This is a genomic window from Aeromonas sp. A35_P (assembly GCF_002259925.1).
In the GTDB taxonomy this organism is placed as follows: domain Bacteria; phylum Pseudomonadota; class Gammaproteobacteria; order Enterobacterales; family Aeromonadaceae; genus Aeromonas; species Aeromonas dhakensis.
Map to the genome: position 1 here is coordinate 1 of NZ_NEVB01000020.1, position 14,042 is coordinate 14,042.

Annotated in this window: 23 protein-coding genes, 2 tRNA genes and 1 pseudogene; 20 read left to right on the top strand and 6 right to left on the bottom strand. The window is 52.7% G+C overall.

What is annotated here, in order from left to right; genetic code table 11:
• The 5 genes from CAK78_RS22950 to CAK78_RS22575 form a co-directional block, all read left to right on the top strand.
• Window positions 1-205 (top strand): hypothetical protein (locus CAK78_RS22950; protein WP_217900805.1); only part of this gene is annotated, 205 nt, incomplete at its 5' end.
• Window positions 206-386: 181 nt separating this feature from the next.
• Window positions 387-962 (top strand): recombinase family protein, encoded by a 576-nt coding sequence (locus CAK78_RS01825; RefSeq protein WP_094696162.1) that lies wholly within the window; start codon window positions 387-389, stop codon window positions 960-962.
• 74 nt (window positions 963-1,036) lie between these two features.
• On the top strand, window positions 1,037-1,261 hold the full coding sequence (relB, locus tag CAK78_RS01830) for a type II toxin-antitoxin system RelB family antitoxin (protein WP_039216019.1): 225 nt from the start codon (window positions 1,037-1,039) through the stop codon (window positions 1,259-1,261).
• The gene (locus CAK78_RS01835) at window positions 1,239-1,508 is read left to right on the top strand and encodes a type II toxin-antitoxin system RelE family toxin (RefSeq protein ID WP_236764934.1); all 270 of its coding nucleotides are present in this window, start codon (window positions 1,239-1,241) and stop codon (window positions 1,506-1,508) included. Before relB ends, CAK78_RS01835 begins: the two co-directional genes overlap by 23 nt.
• Window positions 1,505-1,813 (top strand): hypothetical protein, encoded by a 309-nt coding sequence (locus CAK78_RS22575; RefSeq protein ID WP_141214100.1) that lies wholly within the window; start codon window positions 1,505-1,507, stop codon window positions 1,811-1,813. The genes CAK78_RS01835 and CAK78_RS22575 overlap by 4 nt, the downstream gene beginning before the upstream one ends.
• Before the next feature lie 82 nt (window positions 1,814-1,895).
• On the opposite strand, the gene CAK78_RS01840 is transcribed toward CAK78_RS22575, so the two are convergent.
• On the bottom strand, window positions 1,896-2,363 hold the full coding sequence (locus CAK78_RS01840) for a DNA methyltransferase (RefSeq protein ID WP_369597505.1): 468 nt from the start codon (window positions 2,361-2,363) through the stop codon (window positions 1,896-1,898).
• A gap of 454 nt (window positions 2,364-2,817) precedes the next feature.
• On the opposite strand from CAK78_RS01840, the gene CAK78_RS01845 reads away from it, so the two are divergent.
• The 3 genes from CAK78_RS01845 to CAK78_RS01855 all read left to right on the top strand — a co-directional run bounded on the left by CAK78_RS01845 (window position 2,818) and on the right by CAK78_RS01855 (window position 5,430).
• On the top strand, window positions 2,818-3,300 hold the full coding sequence (locus CAK78_RS01845; protein ID WP_254924680.1) for a ProQ/FINO family protein: 483 nt from the start codon (window positions 2,818-2,820) through the stop codon (window positions 3,298-3,300).
• A gap of 282 nt (window positions 3,301-3,582) precedes the next feature.
• The gene (locus tag CAK78_RS01850) at window positions 3,583-4,560 is read left to right on the top strand and encodes a FitA-like ribbon-helix-helix domain-containing protein (RefSeq protein ID WP_141214101.1); all 978 of its coding nucleotides are present in this window, start codon (window positions 3,583-3,585) and stop codon (window positions 4,558-4,560) included.
• A 627-nt stretch (window positions 4,561-5,187) separates the two neighbouring features.
• Window positions 5,188-5,430, top strand: coding sequence for a WGR domain-containing protein (locus tag CAK78_RS01855; protein WP_019841189.1), 243 nt, complete (start codon window positions 5,188-5,190; stop codon window positions 5,428-5,430).
• A gap of 40 nt (window positions 5,431-5,470) precedes the next feature.
• Here the strand turns inward: CAK78_RS01855 and CAK78_RS01860 are convergent, their stop codons facing one another.
• The gene (locus CAK78_RS01860) at window positions 5,471-5,683 is read right to left on the bottom strand and encodes a hypothetical protein (RefSeq protein WP_094696166.1); all 213 of its coding nucleotides are present in this window, start codon (window positions 5,681-5,683) and stop codon (window positions 5,471-5,473) included.
• A gap of 168 nt (window positions 5,684-5,851) precedes the next feature.
• Between CAK78_RS01860 and CAK78_RS01865 the strand changes: the two genes are divergently transcribed.
• Together CAK78_RS01865 and CAK78_RS01870 are read left to right on the top strand one after the other, a co-directional pair.
• Window positions 5,852-6,004 (top strand): Hok/Gef family protein, encoded by a 153-nt coding sequence (locus tag CAK78_RS01865; RefSeq protein ID WP_005321445.1) that lies wholly within the window; start codon window positions 5,852-5,854, stop codon window positions 6,002-6,004.
• A gap of 165 nt (window positions 6,005-6,169) precedes the next feature.
• Entirely contained in the window at window positions 6,170-6,355 is a 186-nt protein-coding gene (locus CAK78_RS01870; RefSeq protein ID WP_017412827.1) for a hypothetical protein, read from the top strand.
• A 235-nt stretch (window positions 6,356-6,590) separates the two neighbouring features.
• Here the strand turns inward: CAK78_RS01870 and CAK78_RS01875 are convergent, their stop codons facing one another.
• Window positions 6,591-6,842, bottom strand: coding sequence for a hypothetical protein (locus CAK78_RS01875; protein ID WP_254924676.1), 252 nt, complete (start codon window positions 6,840-6,842; stop codon window positions 6,591-6,593).
• A gap of 543 nt (window positions 6,843-7,385) precedes the next feature.
• Between CAK78_RS01875 and CAK78_RS01880 the strand changes: the two genes are divergently transcribed.
• Together CAK78_RS01880 and CAK78_RS01885 are read left to right on the top strand one after the other, a co-directional pair.
• The gene (locus CAK78_RS01880; RefSeq protein ID WP_019841191.1) at window positions 7,386-7,736 is read left to right on the top strand and encodes a type II toxin-antitoxin system RelE/ParE family toxin; all 351 of its coding nucleotides are present in this window, start codon (window positions 7,386-7,388) and stop codon (window positions 7,734-7,736) included.
• 65 nt (window positions 7,737-7,801) lie between these two features.
• Window positions 7,802-8,038 (top strand): helix-turn-helix domain-containing protein, encoded by a 237-nt coding sequence (locus tag CAK78_RS01885; RefSeq protein ID WP_019841192.1) that lies wholly within the window; start codon window positions 7,802-7,804, stop codon window positions 8,036-8,038.
• A gap of 207 nt (window positions 8,039-8,245) precedes the next feature.
• Here CAK78_RS01885 and CAK78_RS01890 read toward each other — a convergent pair.
• Both CAK78_RS01890 and CAK78_RS01895 read right to left on the bottom strand, forming a co-directional pair.
• Window positions 8,246-8,334: transfer RNA gene (locus tag CAK78_RS01890), tRNA-Leu, on the bottom strand.
• A gap of 4 nt (window positions 8,335-8,338) precedes the next feature.
• Window positions 8,339-8,415: transfer RNA gene (locus tag CAK78_RS01895), tRNA-Ile, on the bottom strand.
• A gap of 680 nt (window positions 8,416-9,095) precedes the next feature.
• On the opposite strand from CAK78_RS01895, the gene CAK78_RS01905 reads away from it, so the two are divergent.
• The 8 genes and pseudogenes from CAK78_RS01905 to CAK78_RS01935 all read left to right on the top strand — a co-directional run.
• Window positions 9,096-9,710: a recombinase family protein gene (locus CAK78_RS01905; RefSeq protein WP_094696168.1), complete on the top strand. Its 615-nt coding sequence runs from the start codon at window positions 9,096-9,098 to the stop codon at window positions 9,708-9,710.
• Window positions 9,711-9,812: 102 nt separating this feature from the next.
• The gene (locus CAK78_RS01910) at window positions 9,813-10,118 is read left to right on the top strand and encodes a hypothetical protein (RefSeq protein ID WP_254924677.1); all 306 of its coding nucleotides are present in this window, start codon (window positions 9,813-9,815) and stop codon (window positions 10,116-10,118) included.
• Window positions 10,090-10,266, top strand: coding sequence for a DUF6685 family protein (locus tag CAK78_RS23315; protein WP_369597507.1), 177 nt, complete (start codon window positions 10,090-10,092; stop codon window positions 10,264-10,266). Before CAK78_RS01910 ends, CAK78_RS23315 begins: the two co-directional genes overlap by 29 nt.
• 257 nt (window positions 10,267-10,523) lie before the next feature.
• Window positions 10,524-10,931, top strand: a complete 408-nt coding sequence (locus CAK78_RS01915; protein ID WP_369597508.1) for a DUF6685 family protein — start codon at window positions 10,524-10,526, stop codon at window positions 10,929-10,931.
• Window positions 10,932-11,269: 338 nt separating this feature from the next.
• Window positions 11,270-12,082 carry a ParA family protein gene (locus tag CAK78_RS01920; protein ID WP_094696170.1) on the top strand — a complete coding sequence of 271 codons (813 nt, stop codon included), beginning with the start codon at window positions 11,270-11,272 and terminating at the stop codon, window positions 12,080-12,082.
• Between the two features lie 5 nt (window positions 12,083-12,087).
• A complete protein-coding gene (locus tag CAK78_RS01925; RefSeq protein WP_017413076.1) occupies window positions 12,088-12,372 on the top strand; it encodes a hypothetical protein in 285 nt (94 codons plus the stop codon).
• 103 nt (window positions 12,373-12,475) lie between these two features.
• Window positions 12,476-12,670, top strand: a complete 195-nt coding sequence (locus CAK78_RS23025; RefSeq protein ID WP_254924679.1) for a hypothetical protein — start codon at window positions 12,476-12,478, stop codon at window positions 12,668-12,670.
• Between the two features lie 13 nt (window positions 12,671-12,683).
• Window positions 12,684-13,098 (top strand): annotated as a pseudogene (locus tag CAK78_RS01935) (IS1 family transposase); the annotation flags it as partial.
• Window positions 13,099-13,326: 228 nt separating this feature from the next.
• On the opposite strand, the gene CAK78_RS01940 reads toward CAK78_RS01935, so the two are convergent.
• The coding region (locus CAK78_RS01940; RefSeq protein ID WP_141214103.1) for an Ig-like domain-containing protein at window positions 13,327-14,042 on the bottom strand (716 nt) is incomplete at its 5' end.

A 14,042-nucleotide genomic window follows, 5' to 3' on the forward strand; every position in this document is an offset into this window, starting at 1 on the left:
AGATTCAACAGAATTCAATAAAATTGAAATGGAAATAATTGAGCGGAAATCTAGGAAGGCCCATAAAATTAGGATTTCTTACGAACACGAAGATTATGGTCAGTCAAATAGGCCGTCGGAAACTAAAGTTTTATACCCTGAGCATTCAGGGCCATCCAAGAGGGCAATTGAAATGATGGAGGAGATCGAGAAGCTGAAAAAGTAGATTGTTTTTTAGTCGCGGGGTTTGAAGCCCAATGGAACGGATCTGTACGCTAAGGAAATTTGTCCATTAATTCATAACTTTGTAGACACTCCAAAATGACCGGCCTAAACTGTCTATTAATTCGATTATCCGCACTTGATAGACAAAAATTCTATAAAACGATTTAGGAGACAGTTTTGCCATGAGACTCTTCGGGTATGCTCGGGTTTCTACCAGTCAACAGTCCCTTGATGTCCAGGTGAAGGCTCTCAAGGCCGAAGGGGTTAAGGGCAACCGGATCTTTACCGACAAGGAGTCTGGCAGCCATGTTGACCGCGAAGGTCTCCAGATGCTGCGGCTCAAGGTAGAGGAAGGCGATATTATCCTGGTGAAGAAACTCGACAGGCTGGGGCGCGATACAGCGGACATGATCCAGCTCATCAAAGAATTTGATTCGATGGGCGTGTCCATCCGGTTTCTGGATGACGGGATCAGCACCGAAGGCACCATGGGAAAAATGGTGGTCACCATCCTATCTGCTGTAGCTCAGGCTGAACGCCTGCGGATCCTGGAACGAACCAACGAAGGCCGCCAGGAAGCCAAGGCCAAGGGGGTCAAGTTCGGGCGAAAACCCACCGTAGATAAAGCCCAGGTTCATTTTCTTCATGAGCAAGGAGTTGGGGCAACAGACATCGCCAGACAGTTGAAGATCGGTCGTTCAACCGTTTACAAAGTGCTGGCAGGCACCTTGGCAGCATCAGAGGCATTGGTCATTTAACTTCGCTTTAAAGCGTGACAGAAATTCAGGAACACACTACGATATACACGTATATCAAGATATAAGGATGACCTATGTTAGCGATTCGCTTGCCTTCGGAGATCGAAGAGCGGTTGGCGCACTTGGCGCAAGAGACGGGAAGAACCAAGACGTTCTATGCCCGTGAAGCCATTCTGACTCACCTGGAAGAGCTGGAGGATTACTATCTGGCCGAGCGGGTGATGGAAAAGGTTCGCAAGGGAGAAGAGCCCCTGTTCTCGTTAGATGACGTGGAGCGTGACCTTGGCTTGGAAAGTTGAACTGACCGATACAGCCAAGAAGCAGTTGGCAAAATTAGACAAGACACAAGCCCAGCGGATCACCAAGTATTTGCGGCGGGTGATGATGCTGGAAGATCCGAGGGATGCAGGCAAGGCATTAACTGGCAACTTCCGAACGTACTGGCGCTATCGGGTAGGAGATTATCGGGTGATATGTGAGCTCCGGGATGATGAACTGGTGATTGTGGCGGTGATGATCGGGCATAGAAGCGAGGTATATGAGTGAAAATTGAATTTCAACTGCCACAAGATAATTTAGGACGGCTATTCCGGGTAGTCCCAGTAGATGATGGTCCAGGCTGGAGTGATGGGGATTACCCCTGTAATGGCTGTGATTTTGGCGTATTTGATACTGATACGTACTGTTGCACCAAGTTACGTTACCAGATCAATGATGTGGATGCATTCAGTGGAACAGTTGCATATCCCCACTCAGATGTAGTGAAAGCCGCCGAAGAGGCTTTAAAGCGCCCCCTGGAATGGGACGAAGAGGACATCGAGTTCTACGCCTGTAAAAGTCGCGACTGTTAACCTTTCCCCCCACAGAAGGGGCGTTCAGCCCCTTACTACGTTATATCGGATTCCTTAGCGTACGTTTTCGTTCCATTGGACTTCAAACCCCTAATGAGCCCACGGGCTTTTCGGTCGGGTGATGGCGATTGCCTGAATACGCCCAGGGCAGCACATCCGGCAGCGGCTGACCGGGCACCTGGGGCCGCCCCTTGGCGAGCAGATAGGCGCACTCATGGCGATAACCGACAAAGGCCGCCTTGGACGCATAGGACTTGGTAAACACCAGATGGCCGACAATCCGAAATCCGGCCTGCTTCCAGGCGGCCATAAACACGTCAACCTTGTTCCAGCCGTAGAAGCTCACCGCCAGCGCATCAGGCTTGAGTACCCGGTGCATCTGCTCAAAGGCAGGCAGCACCCACTCGTCGGTGACGTCGTTGGCAATCGAGCGACCGGCACGGTCTTTAAAGCCGACCAGATAGGGCGGGTCGGTCAGAATGAAATCGACCGCGCTATCGGGGAAGGTGGACATGATGTGGACGCTATCACCCAGAAGGAATCGTGACATGGTATTGGCCTCGCTATCGAGGTCAGCAAGAGGCGTCCGGCGTGGTCGCCATTCCCTGCTGCCCGAGGCCAACACGCAATGCTCTGCAGCGGGTCAAGCGGACGTGGAATACCGCAGCCGTATGCTTTTCGCGGCGAGGATATGCCGCGAAAGCCGCTTGAAGGCTGTTTGCGTCCCGCAATGCGGGGCATTGCACGATGGCAGAGGGCAGCAGGGTTCCCCGGACGGGGCCGGCAGCAGTGTGTTATGACGTTTTCAAGGCAAGGATGCCCCATCGGGTACAGGGAGGAACCGGCGCGCCGCACCTACGGTGCCACCCGGCAGCAACAAAGAGCGGGCGCAACGCGCCCAGCCTTGTTCAGGGGAATGAAAACAGACATTTGCAGCCGCGGCATCGCCCCTCATGGTTTTTGCATCGCTTTGCCTGTTTCGGTACCGTGATCCCCAGAAATCAATGCCCCAGGAGGAAATCGTGAGTGACATCACCGCCCGCCCAGTGCTGAGCCTCAACAAAAACAAGCCACAGATCGCACAGCCAGCCGATCACCCCAGCACGCCACCACAACCCCAAACCGGCGAGAGAAAGCAGCCCAGAAAGAAAGCCAACGCCCCCTCTCCCCTGCTGCTGTGCCTGCGCAAACACTGGCCAGCCCTGTTCCCGGAGGGTCAAGCTGTCCCGTTGCAGATTGGGATCCTCGAAGAGATCACCGAACACCTTCTGCAAGCAGGCGAGCCATTTGATAAAATGCAGATAGCCAGAGCCCTGGCCATCCACTGCCGCCGGATCTCCTACCTCAAGGCCCTCACCAGAGCCCCTTATCGACTTGGCCCACACGGCGAGCAGACCCCCATCAGTGATGGGGATCGAGCGCGAGCCATGGCCAAACTCAACGCACTCAGGAAAACCGACGAGCAGGCGGGGCAAACAACAGCCTAACCGACATGATCACAGCTCGACACCTCATCGAGATCAGCCAGCCACAACCATCAAATACCGCCTTTGATTATTCAAAAATTGCATTTGATGGTTTGTGACAACAGGAGCCGGAAGCTCATGCCATAACCCCGCATCCCAAGGGCCTACTGCATAAAAATATTGAGATGGTTTGATAGTTGTTCCACCGGATCGTCAAGCCGCTCACCAAATGCTCATATCGCAAAAGGACTCAAAGTGATATCTTTTCGATGTCACTTTGATATCAATCAGCGGGTAGGCATCATGTTCAAAAAAATTGCAATTCGAAACATCCCCAGTCAGATCTTTCAGGCTCTTGAAATATTGGCCAATCGCCACGACCGCTCGACAGAGGCAGAAGCCCGACAAGCTCTGCGAGCATGGGTTGAACCATTGTCGGTGCAGGACAGTCGGAATTCCCGCTGCAAAGCAGTCGCAGCACGCCTCAACCTCATGCTGACTCAAGTCAACGCCGGCCAACAAGGCAGAGACCTCGCCCCTTCACACATTGCCGAGGCCATTAAGGAAGAACGAGCGGGCGAAGTCGAAGACTGGTTTCTTGGGGAAAAAGAACCGAGTTTTGCCCAATTGGAAGCCATTGCAAGTTTCCTGGGCGTCAATTCAGAGTGGTTAAAGCATGGCGATAAAACACTTTATCCGCCCGAATATCACCGTTTGTCCGAGAACCCCTTCGAGGCGGTGGATTGGCTGCTGACCTGGAACGACACCACCGATGCCCCGTCGGATGGAACAGTCAAAACCTTGTACCTGATCCGGGCCGATAACGATACCGGTGAGTTGTACATCGTGAAGGAATCCGACAAAAGTCACTTTCGGACGTTCTACACACCAATCCATGTATCAGAAGCGATTGGTGCAGGCGGTGAAGCATCTCTGGCCGCCCTCTTTGTGACACTGGAACTCCTGTATAAGCGCTATACCAAGATGGGTAGCGATATTATGGTTCTAGGATATCAACTGAAGCCCAATGACATTAAGCAATTGACTGGTGGCAACACTCACCCAGGGGCGCTACTCAAGGAAGCATCGCGATCTATGTGGTGGGAAGACCTGTGGGATCGCAAAATGGCACCAAATCACAACTACTTTCCAGGTTGGCAATCTCTGTATGAGTGCATAGATCGTGTGATCTCGGGCAAGGCATCTCTGAACAAAATACGCACGCAAATTCGTCAAGGCGAAACAGTAACGATGCCTCAGGAGGAGGTACAACATGTGTAGAGGCTTGCCGATGGCCCCAGCAAAACATCACCAGTAACGAACCAGGGGCGGCGGGCAGGAGATAAAAAAATCCCCGCCACTTGGAAGAGGCGGGGTAATGGCATGTTTGCTGACGCGGGTCAGATCGGAAATGAGCCGCTTGGATCAGGTGACGAGGAACTTTCCAGGTGAGGATGGAAAGCGCATGATGACTCAAGCGGCACCACCCATACTATGCGATGAAAGCCGCCTGCGCCACCAGAAATACACGGTTATCCCCTGTTGCACACAACCCTGTCCCCCACTTCTGTGGATAACCTGAGCGATACCCCGCCACCGCTCATGCCACCNGAAAAAAAAAACCCCCGCCACTTGGAAGAGGCGGGGTAATGGCATGTTTGCTGACGCGGGTCAGATCGGAAATGAGCCGCTTGGATCAGGTGACGAGGAACTTTCCAGGTGAGGATGGAAAGCGCATGATGACTCAAGCGGCACCACCCATACTATGCGATGAAAGCCGCCTGCGCCACCAGAAATACACGGTTATCCCCTGTTGCACACAACCCTGTCCCCCACTTCTGTGGATAACCTGAGCGATACCCCGCCACCGCTCATGCCACCATGCCGACAACGCCTCAGGAGAAGACAATGGCCACCACCCTCATCCAGTACCAGCGAGATACCCGCCACTACGCGCTGTTGCTGCAAAAAGACCTGTTTGGTGACTGGACGGTGGTCAAGGTGTTTGGCCGCAAGGGCACGGCCAGGGGCAAGATACTGGTTAAAGCCTTTCCCGGTGAGCACGAGGCAACCCACTATTTCCACCAGGAGTGTCGCCGACGCGAGCAACGGGGCTATCAGATCATCTCGCCAACTATCAAAATCCGATAATGAATAATCTAATGGCGATTTTGATGGCAAGCCTTCGCCGTTAGCGGCGTCGCTTCAGCAGCTGCATGGCCTGCCTGCGGATAGCCCGGTACTCCAGGACAAGGGGATTATTCCCCTCAAACGCCCAGCCGCCATACTTGGCCAGCCAGCGGCGAGGCTGCTCGGGCTGCCACTGGCTGATGGCCTCCTGCAGCAGTGTATCGATGTGAGCCAGGTGCTCTCGCTTGTCGTTTTGTCGGCTTCTCTGGGACATTGGGCGTCGAGGTTGTATCATAGGCGCGGGTGCTTGAGGCTGTCTGTCTCAAGCGCAAGCAAGAGCCAGATAGACGAAGGCCCCGAAGGTCAATTTTCATTAACCAACGAGGCCCAATTCATGTCTTCGCAAACTGATTTTAAGCCTCTTCTGCCGAAGGAGGCAAGTATGTTTGGAAAAACCGCCGTGGTGTCGCTGCTGATCGTGTGCATCACCGCACTGGGGGTCATCTCCCTGGTACGAGACTCCCTGTGTGAACTTGAGGTTCACCAGGGACAAACGGAGATCCGGCTGAACTTGGCCTACGAAGCGAAGAGGTAACACCGGCAAGGCGGGGCGTCGCCCCGCCTTTTCGGGGTTGTTCAGATGGCTTGTTCATGGTCGCAAGCACCCAACCTTTTTATGGCGGATACCGGGATCACGCATGGCGCTAAGCGATGGGGATTGCAGGTAACATCCCCGGTATCTGCCACCCACGAGTAAGTGATGATGAGCCTGAAACAATACCAGAACTACCTGTCCCATTACCTGGTGAGTCGCCGGGATGGTGACCATGCCCTGGCCGCGGAGCTGGCCGGGATGATTTGCGGCTACTGGACACAGCAGGGCAACAGCGCTGAATGCAAGAAGTGGCAACGGGTGCAGGAGCAGCACCTCGAGAGCATTGACTGAGGTGCTGCAATAATCAAAAGCTCCATTTGATTAATCAAAATCACGTTTCAATTGATCGCAAGCTGGCTCACAGGACTCAAGCAATAGCATGTCACGGCTGGGCTTTGAGGAGCGGCATCTTTTCGCTGCGACGAACAACCCAGCAGGCAAGCGAAGCGCGGCAGTTTAAGGGCAGACACTGACCAGCCCCCCCTGTTCTCCCCTTGGGGGATGGGGTAGGCAACGTGATGGTCTTTCACCAATCCGGGTAGATAATGTTGGGGAGTGAACCTGTGCTTTCAGGGCGCGTTCCTCGTCGCGTTAACGCAATGGCCTGCGCCTGGATCTCCCTGTATCTCTGAGCGCATTCTCCGTTGCCAATGCCCAGAGCATGCAGGCTGCCATAGCGAGCCAACCAGCGCCGTGGTTTGGCGGGATCCCATCGCTTGATCGCTTCTTGGATCAGCCTATCCAGATAGATATTATCTTCATAACGATTGAAGGGCATCTTGCCACTCTCCATGGGCAGCGAACCCATCAAGGTTCCGCTCGGTCTTACCTCTCCTATCGGCCCACACTGACTGCGCTATACTCATCCAGACAGGAGCAGCTCCGTATGGTTGCATCTGTCATAGAGCTTCTACGACCAATAGACATTTGAGGCCATTTAATGGCCTTTTTTTTGCTCTCGACAACGCATCAGAGCAAAAAAAAAAACCCGCAACCAAGTAGCCGCGGGGCAGAAGTCTCACACATACATGCACAGGATACGAAAGGAATACCACATAGCACCCGATGGTTCAGGCAGCACCAGACGCCAAGCAGGTGGTAGATAATAAAGAATCAAATGAAGCCAGTCCATCTTTGCTGACAATTTTAAAACAACTTTCGCTATGACGATGGTTGCTCAGGCTATACGAAAAACCAGGTGGCCCGACGCGCTCTTTCCCCCGCTTTAATGACTTCCCTGTTCCATTGCGCCCAGCCCCCACCTTGCAGTCTTGCGCTAACCGACATAAAATATAATCTATAGGTTATAAAAAGGTGCGCTATGTGGGCGATAAAAACGACCAGCTTGTTTGACCAGTGGTTTGATCAGCAAGACAACGCAACCCAGGAGAAAGTGCTGGCTGGGTTACTGGCTCTGGCACACGGAGGCCCGTCAATTGGCCGCCCCTTGGTGGATACCATCAAGGGGGCGCGATTCAACAACCTCAAAGAACTGAGAGTACAGCACTTGGGTGAGCCGCTCCGCGCGTTCTTCGCTTTCGACCCCCAGCGTCAAGCCATCATCTTGTGTGCTGGCAATAAAGGAGGCAACGACAAGCGGTTTTACAAAGAGATGCTGCCAGTTGCTGAGGCTGAGTATGCCAAGCACTTAACTTCGTTGGAGATAAAATAATGGGCAGAACACTAGAGGAGATGTTGGCATCCCGCTCGGTAGATAGCCAACAAAGGATCCAGGAAATGGCCAACGAGCTGCTGCTCGAGGTTCGCCTCCAGGCTCTGCGCGAAGAGCTTGAGGTTTCTCAGGTGGAACTAGCCTCTGCACTGGGGGTCAGTCAACCAGCAGTAGTGGCGATGGAGCAACGTGGCAACGATATAAAGTTGTCCACAATGAAACGCTATGTGGAAGCCATGGGGGGAAAGCTACGCGTAGATGTCGAGCTTCCAACCGGAAGGCACATTGGATTCAATGTTTGACAGCAATAACCGGCCCCAAGGCTGTCTCTTACAGACAAATCCCCAAGCATCACTTGGGGATTTGTGAACTGACCTCCCATCCCGAGAGCTGCTCGGGACGCCGGCGCAGATAACCACCTTGCAGAACCTAAGCCCCAAGCCCAACATGGCGCCGACACAAAGAGGGTTATATCAGCAGAATGGTTGGCGTTAGCAACCAAAAAACAATGGTGCCAGAGACCGGGATCGAACCGGCAAGGGCTTATGTGCCCGGCGGATTTTAAGTCCGCTGTGTCTACCAATTTCACCACTCTGGCGTTGTGGTGGGCCCAGCAGGATTCGAACCTGCGACCAAAGGATTATGAGTCCTCTGCTCTAACCAACTGAGCTATAGGCCCGCAAAGAGGCGGAACCTTAGCAAAGGTCATCACGTTTGACAATTCTCAACGCACGCCCATCCAGCGCCAGCCAGATAAAATGGGAGAGGCCATTGGCAAGCCATCCAACTGACAAACCCCTTCCCCGCACCTTGCAGGTAGCGCACTGGCTCTATGAACAGCAACGCCTGGTCAGTACACGAGAGGCCGCTGCCATATTAGGCGGTTCAGCTTGGTCTATGTGGTACACCTTCACAAAAATACGCCTCTTGTCCGACATTCTGGTCATTGATGAGCAGAAGGTTCCCAGTAGAGGGGGCCAGCAATGGTTGCTGCGGATAGTCCACATCCATCCCTACACGCTTGATGAAAATCAGCAACCCCGTCGCCAGAGCAACGGCACAGACAATACCTCCCCTCTCACATGGCATGACCTGCTCTGCCGTTCTTGGGTCCAGCTGGCACAGATGCAATCAGCTCGTAGCGACGATTAATCCATATCATCAGAAAAGGGCTTTGGCATTGACCGAAAAGGATCGTTTGTGCAAGAGGGCATCTCTCCTGAAGTTTTGTCACATTATGTTCCAACTGGACCATTTGCATTTCATAGTATAAGTGACTGGTTAAGTGACGCACTTTGACGAACAAGCGCTTTCAATTCAAAATGTCACATAATCGAACGTATATGTGACAGGTGCAAAATGTTAATTGGCTACATGCGGGTGTCGAAAGCGGATGGTTCACAAGCAACCGACTTACAGCGTGATGCACTGATTGCTGCTGGCCTCGACCCCTCCCATCTCTACGAAGATCAGGCTTCCGGTAAACGAGAGGATCGCCCTGGACTGGCAGCCTGTCTGAAGGCATTGCGCGAAGGCGATACATTGGTCGTGTGGAAACTGGATCGTCTCGGGCGAGATCTGCGCCACCTGATCAACACAGTCCACGACCTCACTGGGCGTGGCATTGGCCTCAAAGTGTTGACCGGCCACGGCGCAGCCATCGATACCACCACTGCCGCTGGCAAGCTTGTATTCGGCATCTTCGCTGCGCTTGCTGAGTTTGAACGAGAGTTGATCGCCGAACGAACCATTGCGGGGTTGGCATCAGCACGGGCACGCGGCAGGAAAGGTGGCCGACCGTTCAAGATGACCGCAGCCAAGCTACGGTTGGCGATGGCCGCGATGGGGCAACCTGAAACCAAGGTCGGAGATCTGTGTCAGGAGCTAGGTATCACTCGGCAGACCTTATATCGACATGTTTCGCCAAAAGGCGAGCTACGTGGTGATGGCGTAAAGCTGCTCAATGGTGGATGAAGCATTTTGGTAGTGCACTAGGCTTTCGACATTCTGTGCAATCGTCTTCTGAAAATGACAGTGTTTTAAGTGGTTTTACTACTCTAGGGGCTCGCTGTCCAGATGGTTCGCTTGGGGTGTACCTTCGATCTCCCCCCCTCGGTCAGTACCGCCAGCATCATTCGCTGGCACGAGTGGCGACCGGCAGGCAGGGACGCCCAGCCCGGCGAGCTGCGTGGCTGGGGGCGGGTACACGGCCAATACCAGGGTCACGCTATCCAGGTCGATGCCCTGGCCACTCTCTGCGAACAGGCACAATTTGAGCGCTGTGCCTGTGACATTCGTCAGGTGCAGGTGCTCTGTGCCTCCAAGAGCCCCCTCGAGGACTTTACCGATCTGGATGGCTTTGCCGAGGCGCCACCTCGATGACCCTAGCCCCGACAACATCGCCCGCAACCTGGCCCATGGTGAAGTCAGGATCATGCAGCCGGGGTGCGGCGACTATTTTCTCTATCACGGTTGGGATGGCCGGATCTGCCTGGGGTCGCTTCAGAATTCGGAAAATAAAGCACGTTAAGAGATTCGATACCCAGCAACGGCGCGGCTTTGCGCAAGCTGCTCCCCCCTAGACACAGAATTTTCGAGGTTCTCGAAACTCGGCTGTTTCAGCCGTGCAATACGAGAGTGGTTTTCGAGAAAGTAACATGCCATACCAGCACTGGCACGGATCTGATTCTCATTGATGCCTCTCAAAAACGGTCGTTTATGAGAGTGCTAGCCATGCCACTGGCTTACCGTGCTTTATTTTCCGAATTCTGAAGCGGCCCCTGCCTCATCAACAGCGGCGGCAGCCATCATTTTGCGACTGCCCGCTACCTGGCCGGAGTCGCCCGCTTGCCGGTCGAGCTCACAGGGATGCTCAAGGGCTACCAGCTTAACCCTGCCGCTATCAACGCCCTCACCGAGCAGTTTGAGCTGTTCGCCATCACCCGCGATCCGCTGCTCTGGGATGAGCTGTTTGAGGCGATGCGGGCACTGCAGGCCACCTGGTACGCCGGTGACCTGCCTCGTCCCCACAACGAGGGAAGGGTGCTGCTGCCTAAGGCCGACCGCCGCTCGATGACGGTGGCCAGCGCCCTGCGTCAGGCCGGGATGCCGGATCTGGGGTACTATCTGCAGCGGCAAGTCCATCGGCAAGAGGATTATCCGGTCGGGCCGATCATGGCCGGTTGCCACGGCTAACCCCGCACGGTGGACAACTTCCCCGCCCACAGGGGACAAGCCCCTGCGGTACGGCAGTAGTCTATCTAGCCAACACTAGCGCTCTCTACTGTTCTGTGTGTAACACAACGCATAAAACAGCCACCGTATAATAAATTAGCGCCACAGCCATACATTGTATTTCATATGTAATACATAACTCCGTAATATCACCAACAAAAATGTATTACATGTGTGATACATTGATGTGTATCTATTTTTTTAATGTATTTCAAATGTAATACATTCACCCCTTGTAACCAACACTGAAATGTATTACATTTGAAATACATCCAACCATGTAGCAAGGTGACTGAAACATGACAACGACAATTGGAGTGATAAACCAAAAAGGAGGCGTGGGTAAAACCACCACAGTCATCAATCTCTCATCACGGTTTGCAGAGCTTGGCAAGCGCGTGCTGGTGTTTGATTTGGATCCACAAGGCAATTTGAGCACTGTGCTATCCGGTGGAAAATACGATTTCGATCTGACGGTCGCGGACTTGTTCGACAAGCCCAAACGGATTGATATCAATGCCACCATTATTCCATGCATGGCCAACGGTGAGATCATTCCCAATCTTTACCTGGTACCCGCTGACATCAGCCTGTCACGGATCATCGAGCAGAGCCTGACCCAAATACACCGCGAACGGATCTTGATGCGTCACCTGGAGAAGCTGCAGGGCCAATTTGACATCATCCTCCTGGATTGCCCGCCCAACCTGAGCTTAACCAGTACCAATGCCATGATGGCCGCCGATATGTTTTTGATCCCCGTCGATGGTGGTTCCTTTAGCCTCAACGGTCTTGCCGACCTTCTGGATGCTTTGGAAGAGGTAAAGGAGACTGAGCATGTTCCTTATTTCGCCTTTAGAAATGAACGAGCCAAACAAAACAAATTGATCAACGACTTTCTGGATGAACAGTTGGCAGCCCTGAACGATCGGGTTGGCAAGGAGGGGCCTGGAGGCGTCCTTGAATCCTGTGTCAGACGGGAGGAATCCATCGGTCAAGCCAGTGTCACAAGTGTGCCACTCCGTTTTTATCGTCCAGGCGCACTTGCAGTTATGGATTATAAAAATCTTGCCACAGAAGTGTTGCAGAAGATTAATGAATTACAAAGGTAATACAAATGTCAAAACTGGAAGGTAGTTCGGCTCTTACTCGGCGCAAAGAAAAATCACGGTCAGACAAGATAACCACTGTCGGCAGCAGACGCAATGTCACCACCGGCACCTCGCCGACCCCCATTCGATTGACTCCCGATGAACGGGCTGAGTTGAATTTGTGGGTTGAAGAGTTACAGCAACAAACACAAAAAAAGCTGACAGCCGCCAAATTGATGCGTGGATTGATCCATATGAGAAAAAGCATCAATACAGGAAAACTGATCGAAGCGATCAAGGACATCACGTGATAATGACCATCAGTCATCACCCATCGAAATGCAAAATTGATCAATCAATAGTTGATTTCGATTGGTGTAGGCAGACCTTCAATCTTGGCTTGGGGAGCCATACATGCAAGAGCAAAAAGCCAAATGGACATTCGAGCAGGGCGGCTTTTCCAAAGCGCTGATAGCCTGCGCCCCAATGGGGACGGGCTACCATCTTCACCTCATCAGATTTGGCCGCCATACCGATTTTCCGCTAACGTACATTTTCGTTCCGTTGGACTTCACACCCCAAGAATGGGTGATGCCTCCGATCGGTTGAGCTGGTATGATGGGTGCCTTTGAGACTCATAGCTTCATGGCATCCATCACCGTTCACTGTCCTCGTTGCAACTCCGACCGCGTATATCGCCATGGCAAGACCCCTGCCGGTCACGTTCGTTACCGTTGCCCTGCCTGTCCTCATGTCTTTCAGCTCACCTACACCTATGAAGCCCGCAAGCCTGGGGTCAAAGAGAAGATTGTTGATATGGCGTTCAACGGCTCAGGCGTGCGTGATACCGCTCGCGTCCTCAAGATTGGCATCAACACCGTCATACGCGCCCTAAAAAACTCTCCCCAAGGCAAGTGACCTCCGAAAAGGTGGCGCTTATCTGTGAACTTGATGAGCAATGGGCTTATGTCGGCAACAAAAACCATCGTCATTGGCTTTGGTATGCCTTTGATACCAAGAGAAAACGAGTCGTTGCCGATCGTCCCATTTTTCATGTCAACCCACTCTCGGTGAACGGTTACTTCGCTGAGGTATTCCGGGCTATTGTCACATCGGATAATGGCGGGCTTACCTCGCCATGTGATCACCTCTCTAGCGCCCGTTTGACTCATGCTGAACCTCATCCCTGATGCCAAGTGGGGTTCATGATATAACATCAGGGATTTGTTCGTACCTTCCTTAATGCAACAGAACTGACACATTCATTAACGCACACATGTTACGTAATTTATGTAATAGTCATTATTGTCGCCATAAATACTACCATCTAATAAATTTACGACCTCATGATTCCCAACAAAGGTTGATGACCAATAGCCATTGTCCGTACTCCAACCGAGAACTGATAAGATATTGTTAGATTGATATAGTGTATACAATGCAACTAGTTCATCTGTGGCCGGTAATCTCCACCCTCCATAACCATCTAATGAAAGGTTTTGGCAATATGAAGAGGCAGAACCCCAAATATATTTCACATTATTAGGAACGGAGAAATCACCAACCCCAGGTATCGATATCCACAGCCTCACATCAACACTGATTGCATTACTGTTTATCCCATCCTTGCTCGCTGTCACTTGTACCGAGCCGGCCTGTACTCCAGTAAGCAGCCCGTCAGTCGTTACTGTTGCGACATTGGGGTCAGAGGAGCTCCATGCCACGGAGGTGCTCACGTCCGCAGTCGTACTATCACTGTATGTGGCCACAGCAGCCAAGGACTGGACCTGCCCCTTTGCCACGGTCAGTGAGGCTGGAGTGATCTGCAACGAAACAAGGACTGCGTTACTCACATCAACACTGATTGCATTACTGTTTATCCCATCCTTGCTCGCTGTCACTTGTACCGAGCCGGCCTGTACTCCAGTAAGCAGCCCGTCAGTCGTTACTGTTGCGACATTGGGGTCAGAGGAGCTCCATG

Coding starts and splice junctions, on each gene's coding strand:
- relB (WP_039216019.1), top strand. CDS start 1,037: ATGTTAGCGATTCGCTTGCCTTCGGAGATCGAAGAGCGGTTGGCGCAC.
- CAK78_RS01920 (WP_094696170.1), top strand. CDS start 11,270: ATGACAACGACAATTGGAGTGATAAACCAAAAAGGAGGCGTGGGTAAA.
- CAK78_RS01865 (WP_005321445.1), top strand. CDS start 5,852: ATGTTTGGAAAAACCGCCGTGGTGTCGCTGCTGATCGTGTGCATCACC.
- CAK78_RS01925 (WP_017413076.1), top strand. CDS start 12,088: ATGTCAAAACTGGAAGGTAGTTCGGCTCTTACTCGGCGCAAAGAAAAA.
- CAK78_RS01825 (WP_094696162.1), top strand. CDS start 387: ATGAGACTCTTCGGGTATGCTCGGGTTTCTACCAGTCAACAGTCCCTT.
- CAK78_RS23315 (WP_369597507.1), top strand. CDS start 10,090: ATGGCTTTGCCGAGGCGCCACCTCGATGACCCTAGCCCCGACAACATC.
- CAK78_RS01905 (WP_094696168.1), top strand. CDS start 9,096: ATGTTAATTGGCTACATGCGGGTGTCGAAAGCGGATGGTTCACAAGCA.
- CAK78_RS01880 (WP_019841191.1), top strand. CDS start 7,386: ATGTGGGCGATAAAAACGACCAGCTTGTTTGACCAGTGGTTTGATCAG.
- CAK78_RS01845 (WP_254924680.1), top strand. CDS start 2,818: ATGCCCCAGGAGGAAATCGTGAGTGACATCACCGCCCGCCCAGTGCTG.
- CAK78_RS01885 (WP_019841192.1), top strand. CDS start 7,802: ATGGCCAACGAGCTGCTGCTCGAGGTTCGCCTCCAGGCTCTGCGCGAA.
- CAK78_RS01870 (WP_017412827.1), top strand. CDS start 6,170: ATGATGAGCCTGAAACAATACCAGAACTACCTGTCCCATTACCTGGTG.
- CAK78_RS01910 (WP_254924677.1), top strand. CDS start 9,813: ATGGTTCGCTTGGGGTGTACCTTCGATCTCCCCCCCTCGGTCAGTACC.
- CAK78_RS01875 (WP_254924676.1), bottom strand. CDS start 6,842: ATGCCCTTCAATCGTTATGAAGATAATATCTATCTGGATAGGCTGATC.
- CAK78_RS23025 (WP_254924679.1), top strand. CDS start 12,476: ATGCAAGAGCAAAAAGCCAAATGGACATTCGAGCAGGGCGGCTTTTCC.
- CAK78_RS01840 (WP_369597505.1), bottom strand. CDS start 2,363: ATGTCACGATTCCTTCTGGGTGATAGCGTCCACATCATGTCCACCTTC.
- CAK78_RS01860 (WP_094696166.1), bottom strand. CDS start 5,683: ATGTCCCAGAGAAGCCGACAAAACGACAAGCGAGAGCACCTGGCTCAC.
- CAK78_RS01855 (WP_019841189.1), top strand. CDS start 5,188: ATGGCCACCACCCTCATCCAGTACCAGCGAGATACCCGCCACTACGCG.
- CAK78_RS01850 (WP_141214101.1), top strand. CDS start 3,583: ATGTTCAAAAAAATTGCAATTCGAAACATCCCCAGTCAGATCTTTCAG.